Raw genomic sequence first — 16151 nt, forward strand, 5'->3', positions numbered from 1 at the left:
TGGCCGAACCCCGGCCCTGCCCTGCCGCAGCAGTTCACGTTCACGAGCTGAGCGGGCACGCGCTGATTTACTCCAACTGTGCCGCCGCCCGACCGGCGGCGGCACCCTTCCGGTCCCATTGCATCAACTGCCCGAACGATGGTCTAAGGCTTTCGTATTGGCATGCCGTGCAATCCGAATTGCGAGCTTTGCATGCTGAAATTTATCATCAAACGTCTGTTATGGATGATCCCGTCGCTGTTTGCGGTGAGCTTCCTCGCCTTCGTTCTGATCCAGCTTCCGCCGGGCGACTTCGTCACCACCTATATCGCGACGCTTGCCTCTTCCAACGAAGTGGTCGATCAGAACACCGCAGCTGCACTGCGCGAGCGGTTCGGCCTCGACCAGTCCATGCTGGTGCAATATCTGAAATGGATCTGGGGTATCATCAGCCGCGGCGACTTCGGTATCTCGTTCGAATGGCAGCAGCCGGTCTCGGGTCTGATCTGGGAGCGCATGGCGCTGACCCTGGTACTCGCGCTCGCGAGCCTGATCGCCACCTGGGCGCTGGCGCTGCCGATCGGCGTCTATTCCGCGGTGAAGAAATACTCGATCGGCGACTACGCCTTCACGGCCTTCACCTTCTTCGGCCTGTCCATCCCGTCCTTCCTGCTCGCGCTGGTGCTGATGTATGTCGCGGCGGTTGAATTCGGCGCGGACGTCGGCGGGCTGTTCTCGCCGGAATACGAGATGGCCTCCTGGAGCCTTGCCAAGATGTACGATCTGCTGACACATCTGTGGCTGCCGGTCGCGATTTTGGCGATTTCTTCCACCGCAAGCCTGATCCGCGTCATGCGCGCCAACATGCTGGACGAGCTGCCCAAACCTTATGTGACGACGGCGCGTGCCAAGGGTCTTTCCGAATTTCGACTGCTGATCAAATACCCGCTGCGCATCGCACTCAACCCGTTCATCTCGACGATCGCCTGGCTGTTGCCGAACCTGATTTCCGGCTCCGTCGTCGTTGCGATCGTCCTCAACCTGCCGACCGCCGCCCCGCTGCTTCTGCAGTCACTGATGGCACAGGACATGTATCTGGCCGGCGCCTTCGTGCTTTTGATCTGCGCGCTCACCCTGATCGGCTCCCTGATCAGCGACATCCTGCTTGCGCTGGTCGATCCGCGCATTCGGCTCGAATAGGAGAACACCCATGGTCGATGTCTCCATCACCAATGTCAGGCCGGACCGCGCCGCCGTTGCCTCGCAATGGCAGCTCATCTGGTGGGCTTTCAAGCGGCACAAGCTCGCCATGGCCGCACTTGTCGTCACCGTCGCGATGTACATTGTCGCGATCTTCCCGGGCTTCTTCGCGATCAACGATCCGATCATGCAGAACGCCCGTTCGACCTTCCACCCGCCGCAGAGCATTCATTTCCTCGATACGGCCAACGGGTTCAGTTTCGGCCCGTATTATTACGGGATGAAGCTGACGCGTGATCCGAACACGCTTGCCGCCATCTTCGTCAAGGATACCAATACGAAGATCCCGATCCAGTTCTTCGGGCGTGGCTACACCTATTCGGTGCTTGGCCTGTTCGAGACGGACATCCACCTCATCGCCACCACCGACAAGAGCAAGCCGCTCTATCTCTTCGGCGCCGATCGTCTCGGACGCGACGTCTACAGCCGCACGGTGCAGGGTGCACAGATCTCGCTGTCGATCGGCCTTGTCGGCGTGTTCCTGTCGCTGCTGCTCGGCATCGTGCTCGGTGGCATTTCCGGATATTACGGCGGCCGGATCGACTTCGTCATGCAGCGCGTCATCGACTTCGTGCTGTCGCTGCCAACCATTCCGATCTGGCTGGCGCTCGCCGCAGCCTTGCCGCAGGGCTGGCCGGCAGCGCTGCAATACATGATGATCACCATCATCCTGTCTTTCACTGGCTGGGCACAGCTTGCCCGCGTCGTGCGCGGCCGCTTCCTGTCGCTGCGAACCGAGGAATTCGTCGCCGCCGCTCGTCTCGACGGCGTCTCGGAAGGCCGCATCATCTTCCGCCATATGCTGCCGAGCTTCTCGAGCCATATCATCGCCTCGATGACATTGGCCGTGCCGGCGATGATCCTGGCGGAGACATCGCTCTCTTTCCTCGGCCTCGGCCTGCAGCCGCCGACAGTCTCCTGGGGCGTTCTTCTGCGCGAGGCGCAGAACATCCGCTCCATCGCCACCGCGCCATGGCTGTTTATGCCGGGGCTCGCGGTCGTCGTCGCCGTCATGGCGCTCAACCTTTTCGGCGACGGTCTGCGTGATGCGGCCGACCCGTACAACAAGTGAGGCGCGGATGACTGATATCCTATCCATCACGCCCCGTCCTTCGATGGCGGCGGGCAAGACGCTGCTCGAAGTAAAGAACCTAGTGACGGAGTTTCCGCTTCGCACCGGCATCTTCAAGGCGGTCAACGACATCTCCTTTTCGATTGAGCCCGGCAAAACCCTGTGCGTGGTCGGCGAAAGCGGTTCCGGCAAATCCGTCACCGCCCGCTCGATCCTGCAGATCATCGATTCGCCCGGCCGCATCGCCTCCGGCTCGATCATCCTCAACCGCCAGGACGGCACCTCGATCGACCTCGCCAGGCTTGATCCGCGCAGCAAGGCGATCCGCGCGGTCCGTGGCCGCGACATCGCGATGATCTTCCAGGAACCGATGTCGTCGCTTTCGCCGGTGCACACCGTCGGCGACCAGATCACCGAAGTTCTGCGGCTGCATTTGAACATGAGCAAGGCGCAGGCCCGCAAGGAAGCCGCAGAACTGCTCCGGCAGGTGGAAATCCCCAATCCGGAACAGGCGCTCGACCGCTACGCCTTCCAGTATTCCGGCGGCATGCGCCAGCGCGCCATGATCGCCATGGCGCTTGCGTGCAAGCCGCAGCTGCTGATCGCCGACGAGCCGACCACCGCGCTCGACGTGACGACCCAGGCGGAAATCCTCGACCTGATCAAGCGCCTGCAGCAGACGACCGGAATGGCGGTTCTGTTCATTACCCACGACATGGGCGTGGTGGCACAGATCGCCGACGACGTGCTGGTCATGCATCACGGCGTCATCAAGGAATACGGGCCGGTCGACCAGATCTTTCATACGCCGAAGGATGCCTATACGAAGATGCTCATCGGCTCCGTGCTGAAGCTGGAGCAGAAGGCGGAAATCCGTCTGGCGCGACCGCCGCTCGACACGACCGCCGAACCGATCCTCGACATCCGCAACCTCTCCATGCATTTCGGGGAGATGAAGGCGCTGAACGACGTCTCGATCGCTCTGCTGCCCGGCGAGACGCTCGGCATCGTCGGCGAAAGCGGTTCCGGCAAGACGACCCTGGGCCGCTCGATCATGCGGCTCTACGATCCGGCATCCGGCGAAATGCACTACCGCCGCGCCGATGGCAAGGTGGTCGATCTCGCCAAGCTTGAGGGGCGCGAACTGAAAGCAGCCCGTCGCGAGCTGCGCATGGTCTTCCAGGACCCGTTCGGTTCGCTCAACCCGCGCATGACCGTCGCGCAGGTGATCGGCGAGCCGCTGCTGGTCAACGGGCTGTCGAAGGGCAAGGAACTCGACGAGCGGGTCTGCCACCTGATGGATCAGGTCGGCCTCGACCCGGCCGGGCGGGAACGTTACCCGCACGCCTTTTCCGGCGGCCAGCGCCAGCGCATCGGCATCGCCCGGGCGATCACCCTCAATCCGCGCATCATCGTCGCCGACGAGGCGACCTCGGCGCTCGACGTCTCGGTGCGCTTCCAGGTGCTGGATCTCCTGATGCGGCTGCAGGACGAGTTGAAGCTCGCCTACATCTTCATCAGCCATGACATCGGCGTCATTCGCTACATGTGCGACCGGGTCGGCGTCATGTATCGCGGCAAGCTCGTCGAGGTGGGCGAGGCGGAGAAGGTCTGCAACAACCCTGATCACCCCTACACGCAGGCACTGATTTCGGCCATTCCCCGGCCGGATCCTCGCGATCGCGATCGCTCGAAGCGGTTCCGGTACATCGAACCCAGCCCCCACATCGATCCCAGCAACGTCAAGAATAGAAGTTCTGCGCGATGAAGATCACAGGAATCCGCACCTTCCTCATGCATGCCGGCCAGCCGCACCGTTCCAAATGGGCGTCCGACGGACATGCGGACCATGTCACCGGGCACAAGCTTGAAGGCACGCGCAACTGGCTTTTCCTGAAGATCGACACCGATGAGGGCATTACCGGCATCGGCGAATGCTCCGGCTGGCCGCGCGTCATCGAGACGGCGATCAGGGATCTCGCACCACTCCTGATCGGCGAAGACCCGACGCATATCGAAAAGCTGTGGCAGAAGATGGCGATCGCCATGATGGGCCACGGCATGATCGGAACGGTTGGCGGCGGCGCCATGACCGGCATCGACATGGCGCTCTGGGACATCAAGGGCAAGGCGCTCGGCGTCCCGGTCTGGAATCTGCTCGGCGGCAAGGTGCGCGACCGCATCCAGATCTATTCGCATGCCAACACCGTGGAACAGGCGCTATCGGTGAAGAACCGCGGCATCAAGATGCTGAAATGCGGCGGCGTCGCCGATCCGCTCCGCAAGGTCGACATGCTGCGCGAAGCCGTGGGCGACGAGATGGATATCGCGATCGACCTGCACGGCCCCCCGTGGATGACGCCGGCCGATGCCTGCCGCCTGGTGCGCAAGCTCGAGCCCTATGAACTTATCTGGGTCGAAGACCCGATTGCCCCGGACAATCTCGAGGGCTACCGCCGCATCCGGGATGCTGCACATGTGCCGCTTGCAGCCGGCGAACGCAGCGCGACGATCTTCGGCGAGCGGCAGCTTATCGAAGAGGAACTGGTTGACGTCATCCAGCCCGACACGGGTCGCGCCGGCGGCATCACCCAGATGAAGAAGATTGCCGCGATGGCGGAGGCCCATCACATTCAGGTGGCGCCGCATTCCGGCTCGCTCGGGCCGGTCGCCGAATATGCCGCGCTCCACCTCATGGCCGCCATTCCGAACGCGCTTATGCTCGAGCGCATCGACGACGACTGGGAAGGCCGCTCGCACGTCATCGTGCCGCACCCCGTCCAGGAGGGCGGTTCGATTGCCGTGCCGGACGCACCGGGCCTCGGCTGCGATATCGACGAGGAATTCGTCGCCCGCTTCCCGAGTGACGGCAACGTCTCGGTGCCGGTGCAGGAAAGCAATGGCTCCTATGCTCCGGGTACCTATGGCGAACGCCTTTACGTGCAGATGCGCTTGTCGCGGCGGCATTACTTCAACACCTAGCCGCGGCGCGTTCCTCCGAGCGCCCAAGGAACGCTCCAAACCACAAATACCTTGGTCCGAACATCGGTTCCGGTTTTCGTACCAAGGCCGCAAGAGGTAACTGCAGATATGAAAATAGATCGCATGCGGGTGTTCATGACCCGCGACAAGGACCGCCCGCGTGTCATCGTCGCGCTCGATACCGACGACGGCCTGACCGGCTGGGGCGAATGCTACAACCACGGGCCGGACAAGGCGCTGCCGCCGCTCCTGGACTATCTTTACGGCTTTATCGCCGGCCAGGACCCGACGCGGGTGGACTACCTCGTCAATCTGATGATCCAGCAGAGCCGGTTTCCTCCCGGTGCGATGGGGCTTGCGGCAATCGCCGGCCTCGACCATTGCCTCTGGGATCTGGCCGCGAAAGCCGCGGGCCTGCCGGTCTACAAGCTGCTCGGCGGCGAGGTGCGCGACAAGATCAAGGTTTATGCCGGCGTCTACACCGCGCCGGACGCCCCGGCAGCGCGCGACGAATTCGACCGGTTGAACGAAGGCTGGGGATTCACCGCGTTCAAGCTCAGCCCCTGGCGGATCGATATGCATACCAACCGCTGGGGCAATGTGGTGAAGGCGTCCGCGGACTACTTCCGCCAACTCCGCGAAACGGTCCGCGACGATTACGAGATCGCCTTCGACGCGCATGCCAAGATCTATGAGCCCGCCGCCGCCCGGCAGCTCGGCAACGCGCTTGCACCTTACGACCCGCTGTTTTACGAGGAGCCGCTCCGGCCGGAAAACATTGAGGCCTGGGGCGAACTCAAGCAGGGCCTCGAATGCACGCTGGCGACTGGCGAAAGTCTCTACAGCCGCTACGAATTCCTGCGTCTGCTGCAGGTGAAGGGCGCGGATCTGATCCAGCCGGACATCTGCGTCGTCGGCGGACTTTCCGAAATGCGCCGCATCGCGACGCTTGCCGAGGCCTTTTATGTCGGCGTGGCGCCACACAACCCTATGGGACCTTTGGCAACGGCGGTAAACGTGCATTTCTCGGCCGCCCAACAGAATTTCAAGATCCTCGAATACCGCCTGCCGACAGGCCAGGCCTACGTCTATGGCGGGACCGAAGTCGAGACACGGGAAGCGTCGGCGCGTTACGTCGCCGATCCCTATCTGCCGAAGGACGGTTATCTCGAACTTCGCCCGGACCGTCCCGGCTGGGGCGTCGAGATGGATGAAAAGGCGATGCATGAGGACGGTTACGTCCATTGGCAGCGTCGGGTCCCGAAGCGGCCGGACGGATCCTATGCTTTCGCCTGAAATGACAGGAAAGGGTTGGCTAAGCATTCGAAGCGGGCCGCTTGAGGCTCGCTTCCTCCCTCAAAACGGCGGCCGGATGACCCATCTCGTCCATGAGCGGCTGGGTGACATCCTTGTGCCGACCGCCGGCCCGGAGTTCGAGCCGCTGAACTGGCCGAAGGCCGGCGCCTATCCGCTGTTTCCCTATCACAACAAGCTCCTCGGGGCGGCTTTCATGCATGGCGGCAAACGTTATGAAGTTCTGCCGCACCCGGCGCTTCGAACAGATGCCCAGCATGGCCCGGCCCATCGCCGCGCCTGGCAGGTGGCCTCGCTCGGCGCCGATCGGATCGAACTGGTGCTGGACTACCGCGCCGATCCGGACTGGCCCTTCGACTTCCGCGCTCAACAGCGCTTGGTGCTCGGCGACAACCGGCTCGACATAGAGCTTTCAATGACCAATACGGGACAGGCCTCCATGCCCGGTGGATTTGGCTGGCATCCGTATTTCGCAGCTGATCTCGGCAGGCCGGCATCTTGTGATGCCGGCAAGATTTGGCCGCCAGGTGACGCGGGCGTTCCAGACGGAACCCGATCTGAAGCGCGGAGTGCGAAAATGCTGCCGAGCGAAGCCCATACCCTTTTTCTTTCGGACTGGCAGCGGGCCACGGTTGTCACCGATGGAGGCATCGAGGCCACTTTGACCGCTGGGCCGGAACTGAAACACCTCGTCGCTCATCGCACCGCGGACTATGTCTGCCTCGAACCCGTATCGCACGTTGCCGGCGCCTTCGGTTTTCCCCTTGGCAGTGATTCAGGGCTTTTCGTGCTGCGAGCGGGGGAACAGCGCTCGGCAAGCTTTGCCTTTTCTTTCAAGGTCTTTTGAGAATGCCGCACGAGATCGGGCCACCGGAGCGGCGCGATAGTCCTCGTTAGAGGTTTTCATCTGGCCAGCTAAACTTCCTTCGTAGGCGTTGGCCAAGGGCCGGATCCTCCTCAAAGCGCGAGCTCGCGTCGAACCGTTTCCAGGCGCTCCATGGCAATGACGCCGTCGGCGATCGTCGGCGCGGGTGTTGTCGCGCCCCCGAGCGCGGGAACCACATCGGCCAGCAGCGAATGGTAACCCTTCGGATCCTCGTTGGCCGCCGCGGTGAAATTCGGTTTCCACGTCAGCGTGTCGCAGTCCTCCTTCAGCGTGGCGCCAAGGTCGTCGATCTTGAAGGGCGGATTGCGATGCCAGCGGATTTCGATCACGTCCTCCACCTCGATACGCTGGTGGTCACCCATCAGCTCTATCCGCTCGACGGGTGTGCCGCGCGACTGGATCGTACCCATGGCGATGTTGCCGATCGCTCCGCATTCGAACTCAAAAGCAACATGGAACAGCAGCCGGCCCGGAGCTTTCTCCACCTTCCGCGTCGAGATCGAACGAACCGGCGACACCAAAAAGGACGCCAGGTCCATGTAATGAACGCAGTGATGCAGGAAAAAGCCGGTGTAATCGACATTGCCAACGAAATACCCCGGCGCCGTCATGTAATAGCCGGTCAGGCCCAGCACCTCCCCGAAGCGGCCGGACTTCACGATATTCGCCGCCATGCGGTTGCCGATCGAATAGCGCTTCATGAAGCCGAGCAGCAGCGGCTTCTTCGCCTTTTCCGAAGCCGCCAGAAGCTCCCGCGCCCCGGCGGCGGAACCCGATGGCGGCTTTTCCATGAAGACAGGCAAGCCCCGTTCGAGCGCCGCCTTGCCGAAGGCGAGGTGCTGATCCGGACCGACAGCCATCCCGACCGCATCAATGCCCCGGGTCGAAAGCAAGGTCTGTGCGTCCGTCGTCAGGTTGGTGACGCCGAACTGGCGGCCGGCGTCCTTGAGGCGTTTGCCATCGATATCGCACAGCGCGACGATTTCGACGTCATGGCGCACGAGTTGGGGAAGCAGCATCTGGGTTGCGTGAACGCCGCAACCGATCCAACCGATTTTCAAAGTCATCGACGATATTCCGTAAGCAGGAGATGGGATTTCATGAATGCACTCGAAGCCTCGAGGCGATCGCTCTCGTCCTCGTGCGGCGGGCGCCATTGGGCAAACGGCACCCCGAAGCGGTCGTCATTGCGCCGGAACGGTTCAAGCGAAACCGGTCCTTCATAGCCGATCTCGTGAAGTGCCCTGCAGACGTCGACCCAATCGGTAGAACCCGTGCCTGGGAAGCCGCGGTGGTTTTCATTGGCCTGGAAATGCACCAGCCGGTCACCGGCGAGCCGGATGGCCTCGGCGATCGAGCTTTCCTCCATGTGCATGTGGAAGGTGTCGAGCATCAGCTTGACGGCTGGGTGATCGACGGCATCCAGCAGTTCCATCGCCTGCTGTGTGGTGCAGAGAACGTCGCTTTCGAAGCGATTGAGCGGCTCGACGGCCAGCACAACATCCATTTTGGCAGCGTGGTCTCCGGCTTGCCTCAGGCCTTTGACGCAACGCTCCTTGCGGGCCAGCCGTTCGGCCTCGTCGACCGGCTGCGGGGCACGACCGGCGAACACAAGAGGATTGCCTGTCAGCGGCCCGCCGACGATCTTCGAACCGAGGCCGGCCGCGCAATCGGCCGTATATTTCAGGTATTCGACACCGGCGCGATGGGCTTCGCCATCGGCCGACGCAAGGTTGCGCTGGAGGTTGACGCGGGCTGCGAGCACGACGCCGAGACCGGCATCGTCGAGCGCTTTCTTCGTCTCCCTGATGTCGAGTTCGCCGGCTTCCGGGACCAGAAGCTCCACGAAGTCAAAACCGTGCTGACGCATCTTTGCAAACAGCGGAAAATGCTCGGCCGTGAAGGGCCTGGCATACTGCATGGAAATCAACCCTATGGGGTTCATTGTCATTTCCTCTTTTTTCATTCCGTTCCGTCACTCCAGCCCTTCGCTTCTGCTCAGGCGTTTGTTATCCGAAACGATTCACTGGATCGCTTCATCGGCCAGGCCGATCATTCTTGGCCCTCATCCCTTGACCGCGCCCTGGGTCAGCCCGCCGATCAGGCGTCGCTGCACGAGAAGGAAAAGAATGGTCGCGGGCATTGCGCCGACCACTGCGCCGGCCGCCAGCAGGCCCCATTCGATCTGGTATTCGCCGATCAGCGTCTGGATCGCGACCGTGACCGGCCGCACGTTCCGCCCGCCGAGCGTCAGCGCATAGAGATATTCGTTCCAGGCGGTGATGAAGATGTAGATGCCGGTCGAGATGATGCCCGGCATGGTCAGCGGCAGGACTATCTTGCGCAGCGCCGTCAGGCGCGAACATCCGTCGGTCATGGCCGCTTCGTCGAGGCTTTTCGGGATGGCGCCGATATAGCTTGTCAGCATCCATACCGCGAACGGGATCGCCACCGTCGCATTGGCAAGAATCAGGCCGAAATGGGTGTCGAGGATGTTGAAGCGGCGCATCAGCACGAAGAGGGGCAGGATGAGCAGCACGATCGGGAACATGTTGATCAGGAGGAACTGCAGCATCAACAGCTTGCGGCCCGGAAAACGGAAGCGCGAAAAGGCATAGGCCGCCGTGACCGAGACGATCAGGCCGACGACAACCGTGCCGGCGGCGATGATCAGGCTGTCCAGCATGTTCTTGAGGAAGGATGTCTGCTCGATGAGCCGCACGTAGTTGTCGAGGCTCCAGCCGAGCGGCGAGAGCGACACGCCCGTGGCATTCAACACCGCGGTCGGCGTCAGCGATGTCAGGATCATCCAGGCGAAGGGCGCCATGGCGAAGAGGACGATCAGCAGGACCGGAAGGTCGGTGGTGATGATCCGGCGAAGTGCACTTTGTTTCATCGTTCCACCTCGCGCATCGTACGGGAGAGATAAAGAACCACGAAGGCGCCGAGCAGGATCGTGAAGGTGACGGCGATCGCGGTGCCGTATCCGAAATCGAGGTTCTGGCGCGCCTTGATGAAGGCATAGAGCGGCAGGGTGTGCGTGGCGTAACCCGGACCGCCGCCGGTCATGACGAAGATGACGTCCATGGAATTGGCGACCCAGATTACCCGCAGCAAACCTGCCGTCGCCAGCACCGGCGCGATACCCGGCAGCGTGACATGGACGAATTGCCGCCAGGTGGAAGCGCCATCGATCGACGCCGCTTCATATTGACTGCGCGGAATACCCTGAAGACCGGCAAGGATCATCACCGCGAAGAAGGGGAACCCCTGCCAGGTCAGGGTGGCGATAATCGCGTAGATCGCCACTTCGGGATCGGCGAGCCACGGAACTGCGGACTGGACAATCGACAGGTAGATGAGGATATCGTTGAGCACGCCCGTATTCGGATCGTAGATCCAGCGCCACATCAGCGCGATCACAACGCTCGGCAGCGCCCAGGGAATGATGATAAGCGCCCGTGCCAGCCCACGCCAGGGAAACTCGCGATTAAGGAGCAGGGCCGCGACAAGCCCGAGTCCCATCTGCAATGGCACGGTCAATCCGATCCAGATGATGGTGTTCCACAACGCCGTCCAGAAGACCGGATCGTTGAACAGCTTGACGTAGTTGCCGAAGCCCACGAACTTGCTGGCATTGGGGCGAAACAGGATCAAGTCATAGAAGCTCGTGAAGACGGCCTGCACCATCGGCATGAAGACGATGACGACGGTCACCACGACAGCCGGTGCAAGCAGCCAGTACGGCAGGAGCCGCTCTGAATAATGCCAGCGGAACTGCGTGCGGCGCTCCACGGGAGAATGGTTCGATCGGGACATGCGGATCCAGCCTCGAGGCGGGGAAAGAAGTCCCGACACAGGACGTGCCGGGACCGGAGGCGACTCTTATTGGGCAAACAGCGTCTGCAACTGTTCCATCATCTGCTTGGGCGTGATCTGGCCGGTCAGCGCCTGCTGCATGTTGGTCTGCCAGGCCGTGTTGACGAATTCCGAGACCGCCGAGGTCTGCGGCAGCACCCTGGCGAACGGCAAGGATTGTACGGTCGCCTCGACGAAACGGCGCTCATGGAGTTTCCAGTCGGCAGAGCCGCTCTTCGTGACGGTCAGCTGGCCTGTCGCGCCGTTGAAGGCGACGTTGTTCTGCCCTTCGGCAAGGAAAGAAATCCACTTCCAGGCAGCGTCCTTGACCGAAGACGATGAGAAGATCGCAAGCGACTCGTCGCCATACGACGTCCATTGGCCATTGCCGCATTTCGGAACCGGCACGGCGGAGACCTTGTCGCCGAGAGCAGCAACGAGATCCTTGGACGAACCGATATGGTGGATGGTCATGGCTGTCTTGCCGGATTTGAACGCGGCGACGATTTCCTGGAACCCGTCATTCGGCGCGGACGGCGGAATGACCTTGTCCTTCTGGAAAAGATCGACCAGCCATTGGTTGGCAGCGATCGCCTCGGGCTTGGTCAGGCCACCCGGCTTCAACTCGGCTCCCTGGGACAGGACGAAAGCGCCCCACTGGTCCCAGCCGCCCTTGCCGCCGCGCAGGCCGAAACCGTAGGTCTGCGGCGCATTGGTGAGCTTGATCGCGGCATTGCGGAAATCTTCGCAGGTCTTGGGCGGCTGCAGACCGGCCGCCTGGAAGAGATCGGTCCGGTAATAGAGATAAAGGACCACGTACTGGATAGGCAGGTAATACTGCTTTCCGTCCGGCCCCTTGTTCAGGTCGAGCAGATTGTCCAGCAGGTCGGCCTTGCCCTTCCATGCGTCGAGTTGCTTGCCGATCGGCTCCAGCGCACCCATTTCGGCAAGCCGGGGCTGGGCGAAGAGCTTCACCATCGCCGCATCCGGCGCATTGCCGCCGACCAGCGCGGTATAAAGATTGTCGTAATAGCTGTTCCACGGCACGTTCTCGGCTTCGATCTTGATGCCGGGATTGGCTGTCTCGAACTTCTTGACCAGGTCCGACATCGGGTTCGCCGGGTTGTCGAAATGGTACCAGAAGCGGACGGTTTCCGCCTTCGCCTGACCGAATGCCGCCGAAGCCGCAAGAGCGGCGCCAAGCGCGAGTGTCTTCAGAAATTTCATAGTCTCCTCCTCTTGATCGTTCACGTCATCGACGTTGTGTCAGTCGCCTTGCTGCACTGCCTGCGGCCGCCAACGCCTCCCGTGCGGCCGAAAGTTCATTCGTGTTCTGCAGGAAACCGTGGATGACGCCCGGCACGACGTGCAGTTCGTCGTCCCGGCCGAGAGCCTTGAGACGCTGGCTCAGGCTCACCGTGTCGGAAAGCAGCGGGTCCACCGCCGCAGCCATCAGATAAAGCGGCGGCAGCGCGACCAAGGCCGCATCGGACGCCATGAGGGGACAGGCAAGCGGATCGTCCTCTATTGCGTGCTCACCGGCATAAAACGACCAGTAGCGCTGCATCTTTCCGCGCGTAAGGGCCGGGCCTTCGGCGAAACGGACGTAAGATGCCGTTTCGAAAGAGCGCGCATAAGTGCCGTAAAAGAGCAGCGCGGCATCCGGCAGCCGTCGGCCCTCGGCCTGTTCATGCAGTATCGCTGCCAGAGCAATGTTGGCTCCCGCCGAGTCGCCGGAAATGACCAGGGGGCTAGGGCGGACGCCCTCGCCGGTAGTCGCCTCGAAAAGGCCTCGGAGCGTTGCAACGACATCCATGAGCCCGGCCGGATAGGGCGCTTCCGGGGCGAGCCGGTAATCGGGCATCACGACCGGCATGCCGCTTTCCAGCGCCAGAACCCGGGCGCAACGCTCATGGGTTTCCGGCGAGCAGAAGGCAAAGCCGCCGCCATGCACGAACAGTATGGCACCATCCGCGGCATCCGGCGGCACGAACACTCTAAGGCGACAGCGGGCCGAACCGAGGCGCTCATCTTCCGCTACCCAGACCTCCCCGACATTTGCCATGGCTGGCAGATTGACATTCCATCGCACATTGGCGGCAAGCGTCTGTGCACGACCTTCCGCCGGCAGAAGGGTCGTCGGATCCGGCAGAGGTCCGAGTTCCGTCGCAACCCGCTGCGTCAGCGCCAGCATTTCGTCCGAAAGCGTATCCGACAGTTCGGGGAGGTCGCTCACTGTGTCGCCTCCGGGAAAACTTCAGGCCCGAGATCGACGATGGTCGCGATATGATGGCGCATGGCAGCCGTAGCCCTCCCTGCATCGCCACTCTCGATCGCGTCGATGATGCTGCGATGCCGCAACGCCGTCGCCTCGAGATCCCGCGCCATCGGGCTTCGGGAAATCTTGAACCGGTGATTGTGCACGAGGCAGCGATGAAGGATCGGATCGAGTGCCGGCAGGTTGGCATCTTCGAAAATGCGCCGATGGAAATCGCGGTCGAAGGCCGCAAGCTCCAATTCGTCACCTGCCGCGGCCGCAACCAGCATCTTGTCGAGGAGGCTATCGAGCTCCTTGACCAGCGTACGGCTGCGAGCGCGCATGACGCGCGCCATGCCGTTGCCCTCTATCTGCTGGCGCAGCCGGAACATCTCGATCGCTTCGTCCTCGGTGCATTCGGAAACCTGCGTGCCCCGATGCCCCCGGCGACGAACCAACCCTTCTTCCTGAAGCTGCAGGAGCGCCTCGCGGACTGTGCCCTGACTGCACTGGAAGTGGGCCGCCAGCTCCAATTCCGTGAGGCCGGTTCCCGGCGCCAGCGTTCCGAGCATGATGTCGCGCTTCAACGCATTGAAGGCCGCGCCTGCCTTGGGCGATCTGATCGATGTCGATCTAGCGGAAAAATAGGCCATCTCACTCATCCAGCCGGTTGCGCATTCTAAAAGTTATCATTATCGATATTGATATCGATATCTGGCGTCAAGCTTGAAATAATATCCGGGAGGAAACCTTCGTGGCCGGCATTGCGTTGAAGAAAATCCAGAAGTCGTATGGCGCCCTGCGGGTCATCCACGACATCAATATCGAGATTCGAAGCGGCGAGTTCCTGGTTCTCGTAGGCCCTTCCGGGTGCGGGAAATCGACGCTTCTGCGCATGATCGCCGGGCTGGAGGAGATTTCCGGCGGCGAGCTGGATATCGAAGGCCGCACGGTCAACCTGCTTCCGCCGGCCGAACGCAACATCGCCATGGTCTTTCAGGACTACGCTCTCTACCCGCATATGAGCGTGCGGGAGAATATGTCGTTCGGCCTCAAGATGCGCGGGGGCAACGACCGGGAAATCGAAAGCCGCGTCGGTCAGGCCGCCGATGTCCTCAAGATCGGGGATTATCTCGATCGCCGGCCTGCACAATTGTCGGGTGGCCAGCGCCAGCGCGTCGCCATGGGCCGTGCCATTGTCCGCGAGCCGGCGGCCTTCCTGTTCGACGAGCCGCTTTCCAACCTCGACGCTGCGCTGCGTGTCGAAATGCGCCTGGAAATTGCCAAGCTGCATAACCGCATGAAGGCGACCACGGTTTATGTCACCCACGATCAGGTGGAGGCCATGACGCTGGCCGACCGCATTGTGGTGATGAACAGCGGTGTGGTGGAGCAGATCGGCAAGCCGCTCGATCTCTACCACAACCCGTCGAGCCTGTTCGTCGCCCGCTTCATCGGCAGCCCGACCATGAACACCCTGCCGGCGAAGATCGCCTCCGATGGCACGAGCCTGAAGCTCTTGGGAAAGACTGCAACGGGCGGCATTCCCGGTGCAAGGGCGCTTGCCGGCCAGGACATCACGCTCGGAATTCGGCCTGAAGAACTGACCCCCTGCTCCCCCGAACAGGCCTGGTTCAGCGGCGAACTGATGGTGGCCGAACGACTCGGCAGCCAGACCTACGGCTATGTCGAAGTCGGCCATTCCAAAATGCTGACCGTCGAGTTCCCCCGGGACCGCGATATAGCGGTCGGCGAAACGATACATGTGAAGGGCAATCCCGAGAAGTTGCATCTGTTCGACACCGAGACCGGCAAAAGGCTGAACTGAGCCTGGAACCAGTCAAAGCAGTTGGTGACCGCACAACAGGAATGACGGTCGCGCCTTCGCTTGCTGATGCACCTACCAGCACCTGGGCGAGTGCCGACCGCTCCCCGTCGAGAGGATGCGAAGCTCTACCTGCGCTCATTTCGGTTCGCCAATCCGGGTCAAAGGACGAAGAGGGCACCGACGCGTTTCAGGAATTTGTCGTCGCCATCGTTTTGCCAAGCGGAGGCCAAGCATGGTGGGCCTGACCAATTGCAGACACTTTCACGATTTCAGCGTGGGGAACCTTACACGAAATCAGCCCCGGTGCGAGACACACGACGTAAGGCGCAAAAGCGCCTCACGAGCCGAGATTGCGGTCGTTCGTGCGCCGTGCGAACAGAGGTACCTCCTCGATATTCGCCAACACGCGCTCCTTCAGCAGGAATCGACGGACATTCTCCCGGATTGCCGGCAAGGGGAAGATGCCTTGAGCGGCCATTCGACAGGCCTTCGATAATACCTCGTACGTGTCGCTTCTTCTTTCGATCGGCCACTCGTCGAGAAAGTCAAAGACGTCTTCCAGGCTGGCAAGCTCCTGAACATAGCGAGATGTTTTCACAAACAGCGGTTTGTCGAACAAAGTATTGGCCATCGCTACCTCCTTTCCTCAATCGCCATGGACGGAGATTGATTTAGGAAATGGCGCCGTGGGTTCAAGACACCGAGGTTCGGGAAG

General features: G+C 61.8%; 15 protein-coding genes. 7 read left to right on the forward strand and 8 right to left on the reverse strand.

All coding sequences use genetic code 11. The features are described from left to right. Positions 1-192 precede the first annotated feature (192 nt). The 6 genes from ABCW43_RS21460 to ABCW43_RS21485 all read left to right on the forward strand — a co-directional run bounded on the left by ABCW43_RS21460 (position 193) and on the right by ABCW43_RS21485 (position 7454). Positions 193-1179 carry an ABC transporter permease gene (locus tag ABCW43_RS21460; protein ID WP_345926907.1) on the forward strand — a complete coding sequence of 329 codons (987 nt, stop codon included), beginning with the start codon at positions 193-195 and terminating at the stop codon, positions 1177-1179. A 10-nt stretch (positions 1180-1189) separates the two neighbouring features. Then, on the forward strand, positions 1190-2311 hold the full coding sequence (locus ABCW43_RS21465; RefSeq protein WP_345926909.1) for an ABC transporter permease: 1122 nt from the start codon (positions 1190-1192) through the stop codon (positions 2309-2311). Positions 2312-2318: 7 nt separating this feature from the next. Then, on the forward strand, positions 2319-4079 hold the full coding sequence (locus tag ABCW43_RS21470; RefSeq protein WP_345928209.1) for an ABC transporter ATP-binding protein: 1761 nt from the start codon (positions 2319-2321) through the stop codon (positions 4077-4079). Then, a complete protein-coding gene (locus ABCW43_RS21475) occupies positions 4076-5293 on the forward strand; it encodes a mandelate racemase/muconate lactonizing enzyme family protein (protein ID WP_345928211.1) in 1218 nt (405 codons plus the stop codon). The genes ABCW43_RS21470 and ABCW43_RS21475 overlap by 4 nt, the downstream gene beginning before the upstream one ends. Before the next feature lie 108 nt (positions 5294-5401). Further along, a complete protein-coding gene (locus ABCW43_RS21480; protein WP_345928212.1) occupies positions 5402-6589 on the forward strand; it encodes a galactarate dehydratase in 1188 nt (395 codons plus the stop codon). Positions 6590-6665: 76 nt separating this feature from the next. Continuing rightward, entirely contained in the window at positions 6666-7454 is a 789-nt protein-coding gene (locus tag ABCW43_RS21485; protein ID WP_345928214.1) for an aldose epimerase family protein, read from the forward strand. A gap of 110 nt (positions 7455-7564) precedes the next feature. On the opposite strand, the gene ABCW43_RS21490 is transcribed toward ABCW43_RS21485, so the two are convergent. The 7 genes from ABCW43_RS21490 to ABCW43_RS21520 all read right to left on the reverse strand — a co-directional run bounded on the left by ABCW43_RS21490 (position 7565) and on the right by ABCW43_RS21520 (position 14261). Beyond that, entirely contained in the window at positions 7565-8560 is a 996-nt protein-coding gene (locus ABCW43_RS21490; RefSeq protein WP_345928215.1) for a Gfo/Idh/MocA family protein, read from the reverse strand. After that, a complete protein-coding gene (locus ABCW43_RS21495; RefSeq protein WP_345928217.1) occupies positions 8557-9438 on the reverse strand; it encodes a sugar phosphate isomerase/epimerase family protein in 882 nt (293 codons plus the stop codon). The genes ABCW43_RS21490 and ABCW43_RS21495 overlap by 4 nt, the downstream gene beginning before the upstream one ends. A 120-nt stretch (positions 9439-9558) precedes the next feature. Continuing rightward, positions 9559-10389 carry a carbohydrate ABC transporter permease gene (locus ABCW43_RS21500; protein WP_345928219.1) on the reverse strand — a complete coding sequence of 277 codons (831 nt, stop codon included), beginning with the start codon at positions 10387-10389 and terminating at the stop codon, positions 9559-9561. Continuing rightward, positions 10386-11312 (reverse strand): carbohydrate ABC transporter permease, encoded by a 927-nt coding sequence (locus ABCW43_RS21505; protein WP_345928221.1) that lies wholly within the window; start codon positions 11310-11312, stop codon positions 10386-10388. The genes ABCW43_RS21500 and ABCW43_RS21505 overlap by 4 nt, the downstream gene beginning before the upstream one ends. Positions 11313-11378: 66 nt before the next feature. Beyond that, positions 11379-12578, reverse strand: a complete 1200-nt coding sequence (locus tag ABCW43_RS21510) for an ABC transporter substrate-binding protein (RefSeq protein ID WP_345928222.1) — start codon at positions 12576-12578, stop codon at positions 11379-11381. Between the two features lie 25 nt (positions 12579-12603). After that, positions 12604-13587: an alpha/beta hydrolase gene (locus ABCW43_RS21515; RefSeq protein WP_345928223.1), complete on the reverse strand. Its 984-nt coding sequence runs from the start codon at positions 13585-13587 to the stop codon at positions 12604-12606. Beyond that, positions 13584-14261 (reverse strand): GntR family transcriptional regulator, encoded by a 678-nt coding sequence (locus ABCW43_RS21520; protein WP_345928224.1) that lies wholly within the window; start codon positions 14259-14261, stop codon positions 13584-13586. Before ABCW43_RS21520 ends, ABCW43_RS21515 begins: the two co-directional genes overlap by 4 nt. A 101-nt stretch (positions 14262-14362) precedes the next feature. On the opposite strand from ABCW43_RS21520, the gene ABCW43_RS21525 reads away from it, so the two are divergent. Next, positions 14363-15436, forward strand: a complete 1074-nt coding sequence (locus tag ABCW43_RS21525) for an ABC transporter ATP-binding protein (RefSeq protein ID WP_345928225.1) — start codon at positions 14363-14365, stop codon at positions 15434-15436. A 337-nt stretch (positions 15437-15773) separates the two neighbouring features. On the opposite strand, the gene ABCW43_RS21530 is transcribed toward ABCW43_RS21525, so the two are convergent. Further along, positions 15774-16067: a DUF982 domain-containing protein gene (locus tag ABCW43_RS21530; protein WP_345928227.1), complete on the reverse strand. Its 294-nt coding sequence runs from the start codon at positions 16065-16067 to the stop codon at positions 15774-15776. Between the last annotated feature and the right edge of the window lie 84 nt (positions 16068-16151).

The sequence above is a fragment of the Neorhizobium tunisiense genome, from assembly GCF_039631515.1.
Lineage (GTDB): Bacteria > Pseudomonadota > Alphaproteobacteria > Rhizobiales > Rhizobiaceae > Neorhizobium.

Bases quoted from the DNA above. Each gene is read 5' to 3' on its own strand.
- ABCW43_RS21460 (WP_345926907.1), top strand. From the start codon at position 193: ATGCTGAAATTTATCATCAAACGTCTGTTATGGATGATCCCGTCGCTG.
- ABCW43_RS21465 (WP_345926909.1), top strand. From the start codon at position 1,190: ATGGTCGATGTCTCCATCACCAATGTCAGGCCGGACCGCGCCGCCGTT.
- ABCW43_RS21470 (WP_345928209.1), top strand. From the start codon at position 2,319: ATGACTGATATCCTATCCATCACGCCCCGTCCTTCGATGGCGGCGGGC.
- ABCW43_RS21475 (WP_345928211.1), top strand. From the start codon at position 4,076: ATGAAGATCACAGGAATCCGCACCTTCCTCATGCATGCCGGCCAGCCG.
- ABCW43_RS21480 (WP_345928212.1), top strand. From the start codon at position 5,402: ATGAAAATAGATCGCATGCGGGTGTTCATGACCCGCGACAAGGACCGC.
- ABCW43_RS21485 (WP_345928214.1), top strand. From the start codon at position 6,666: ATGACCCATCTCGTCCATGAGCGGCTGGGTGACATCCTTGTGCCGACC.
- ABCW43_RS21490 (WP_345928215.1), bottom strand. From the start codon at position 8,560: ATGACTTTGAAAATCGGTTGGATCGGTTGCGGCGTTCACGCAACCCAG.
- ABCW43_RS21495 (WP_345928217.1), bottom strand. From the start codon at position 9,438: ATGAACCCCATAGGGTTGATTTCCATGCAGTATGCCAGGCCCTTCACG.
- ABCW43_RS21500 (WP_345928219.1), bottom strand. From the start codon at position 10,389: ATGAAACAAAGTGCACTTCGCCGGATCATCACCACCGACCTTCCGGTC.
- ABCW43_RS21505 (WP_345928221.1), bottom strand. From the start codon at position 11,312: ATGTCCCGATCGAACCATTCTCCCGTGGAGCGCCGCACGCAGTTCCGC.
- ABCW43_RS21510 (WP_345928222.1), bottom strand. From the start codon at position 12,578: ATGAAATTTCTGAAGACACTCGCGCTTGGCGCCGCTCTTGCGGCTTCG.
- ABCW43_RS21520 (WP_345928224.1), bottom strand. From the start codon at position 14,261: ATGGCCTATTTTTCCGCTAGATCGACATCGATCAGATCGCCCAAGGCA.
- ABCW43_RS21530 (WP_345928227.1), bottom strand. From the start codon at position 16,067: ATGGCCAATACTTTGTTCGACAAACCGCTGTTTGTGAAAACATCTCGC.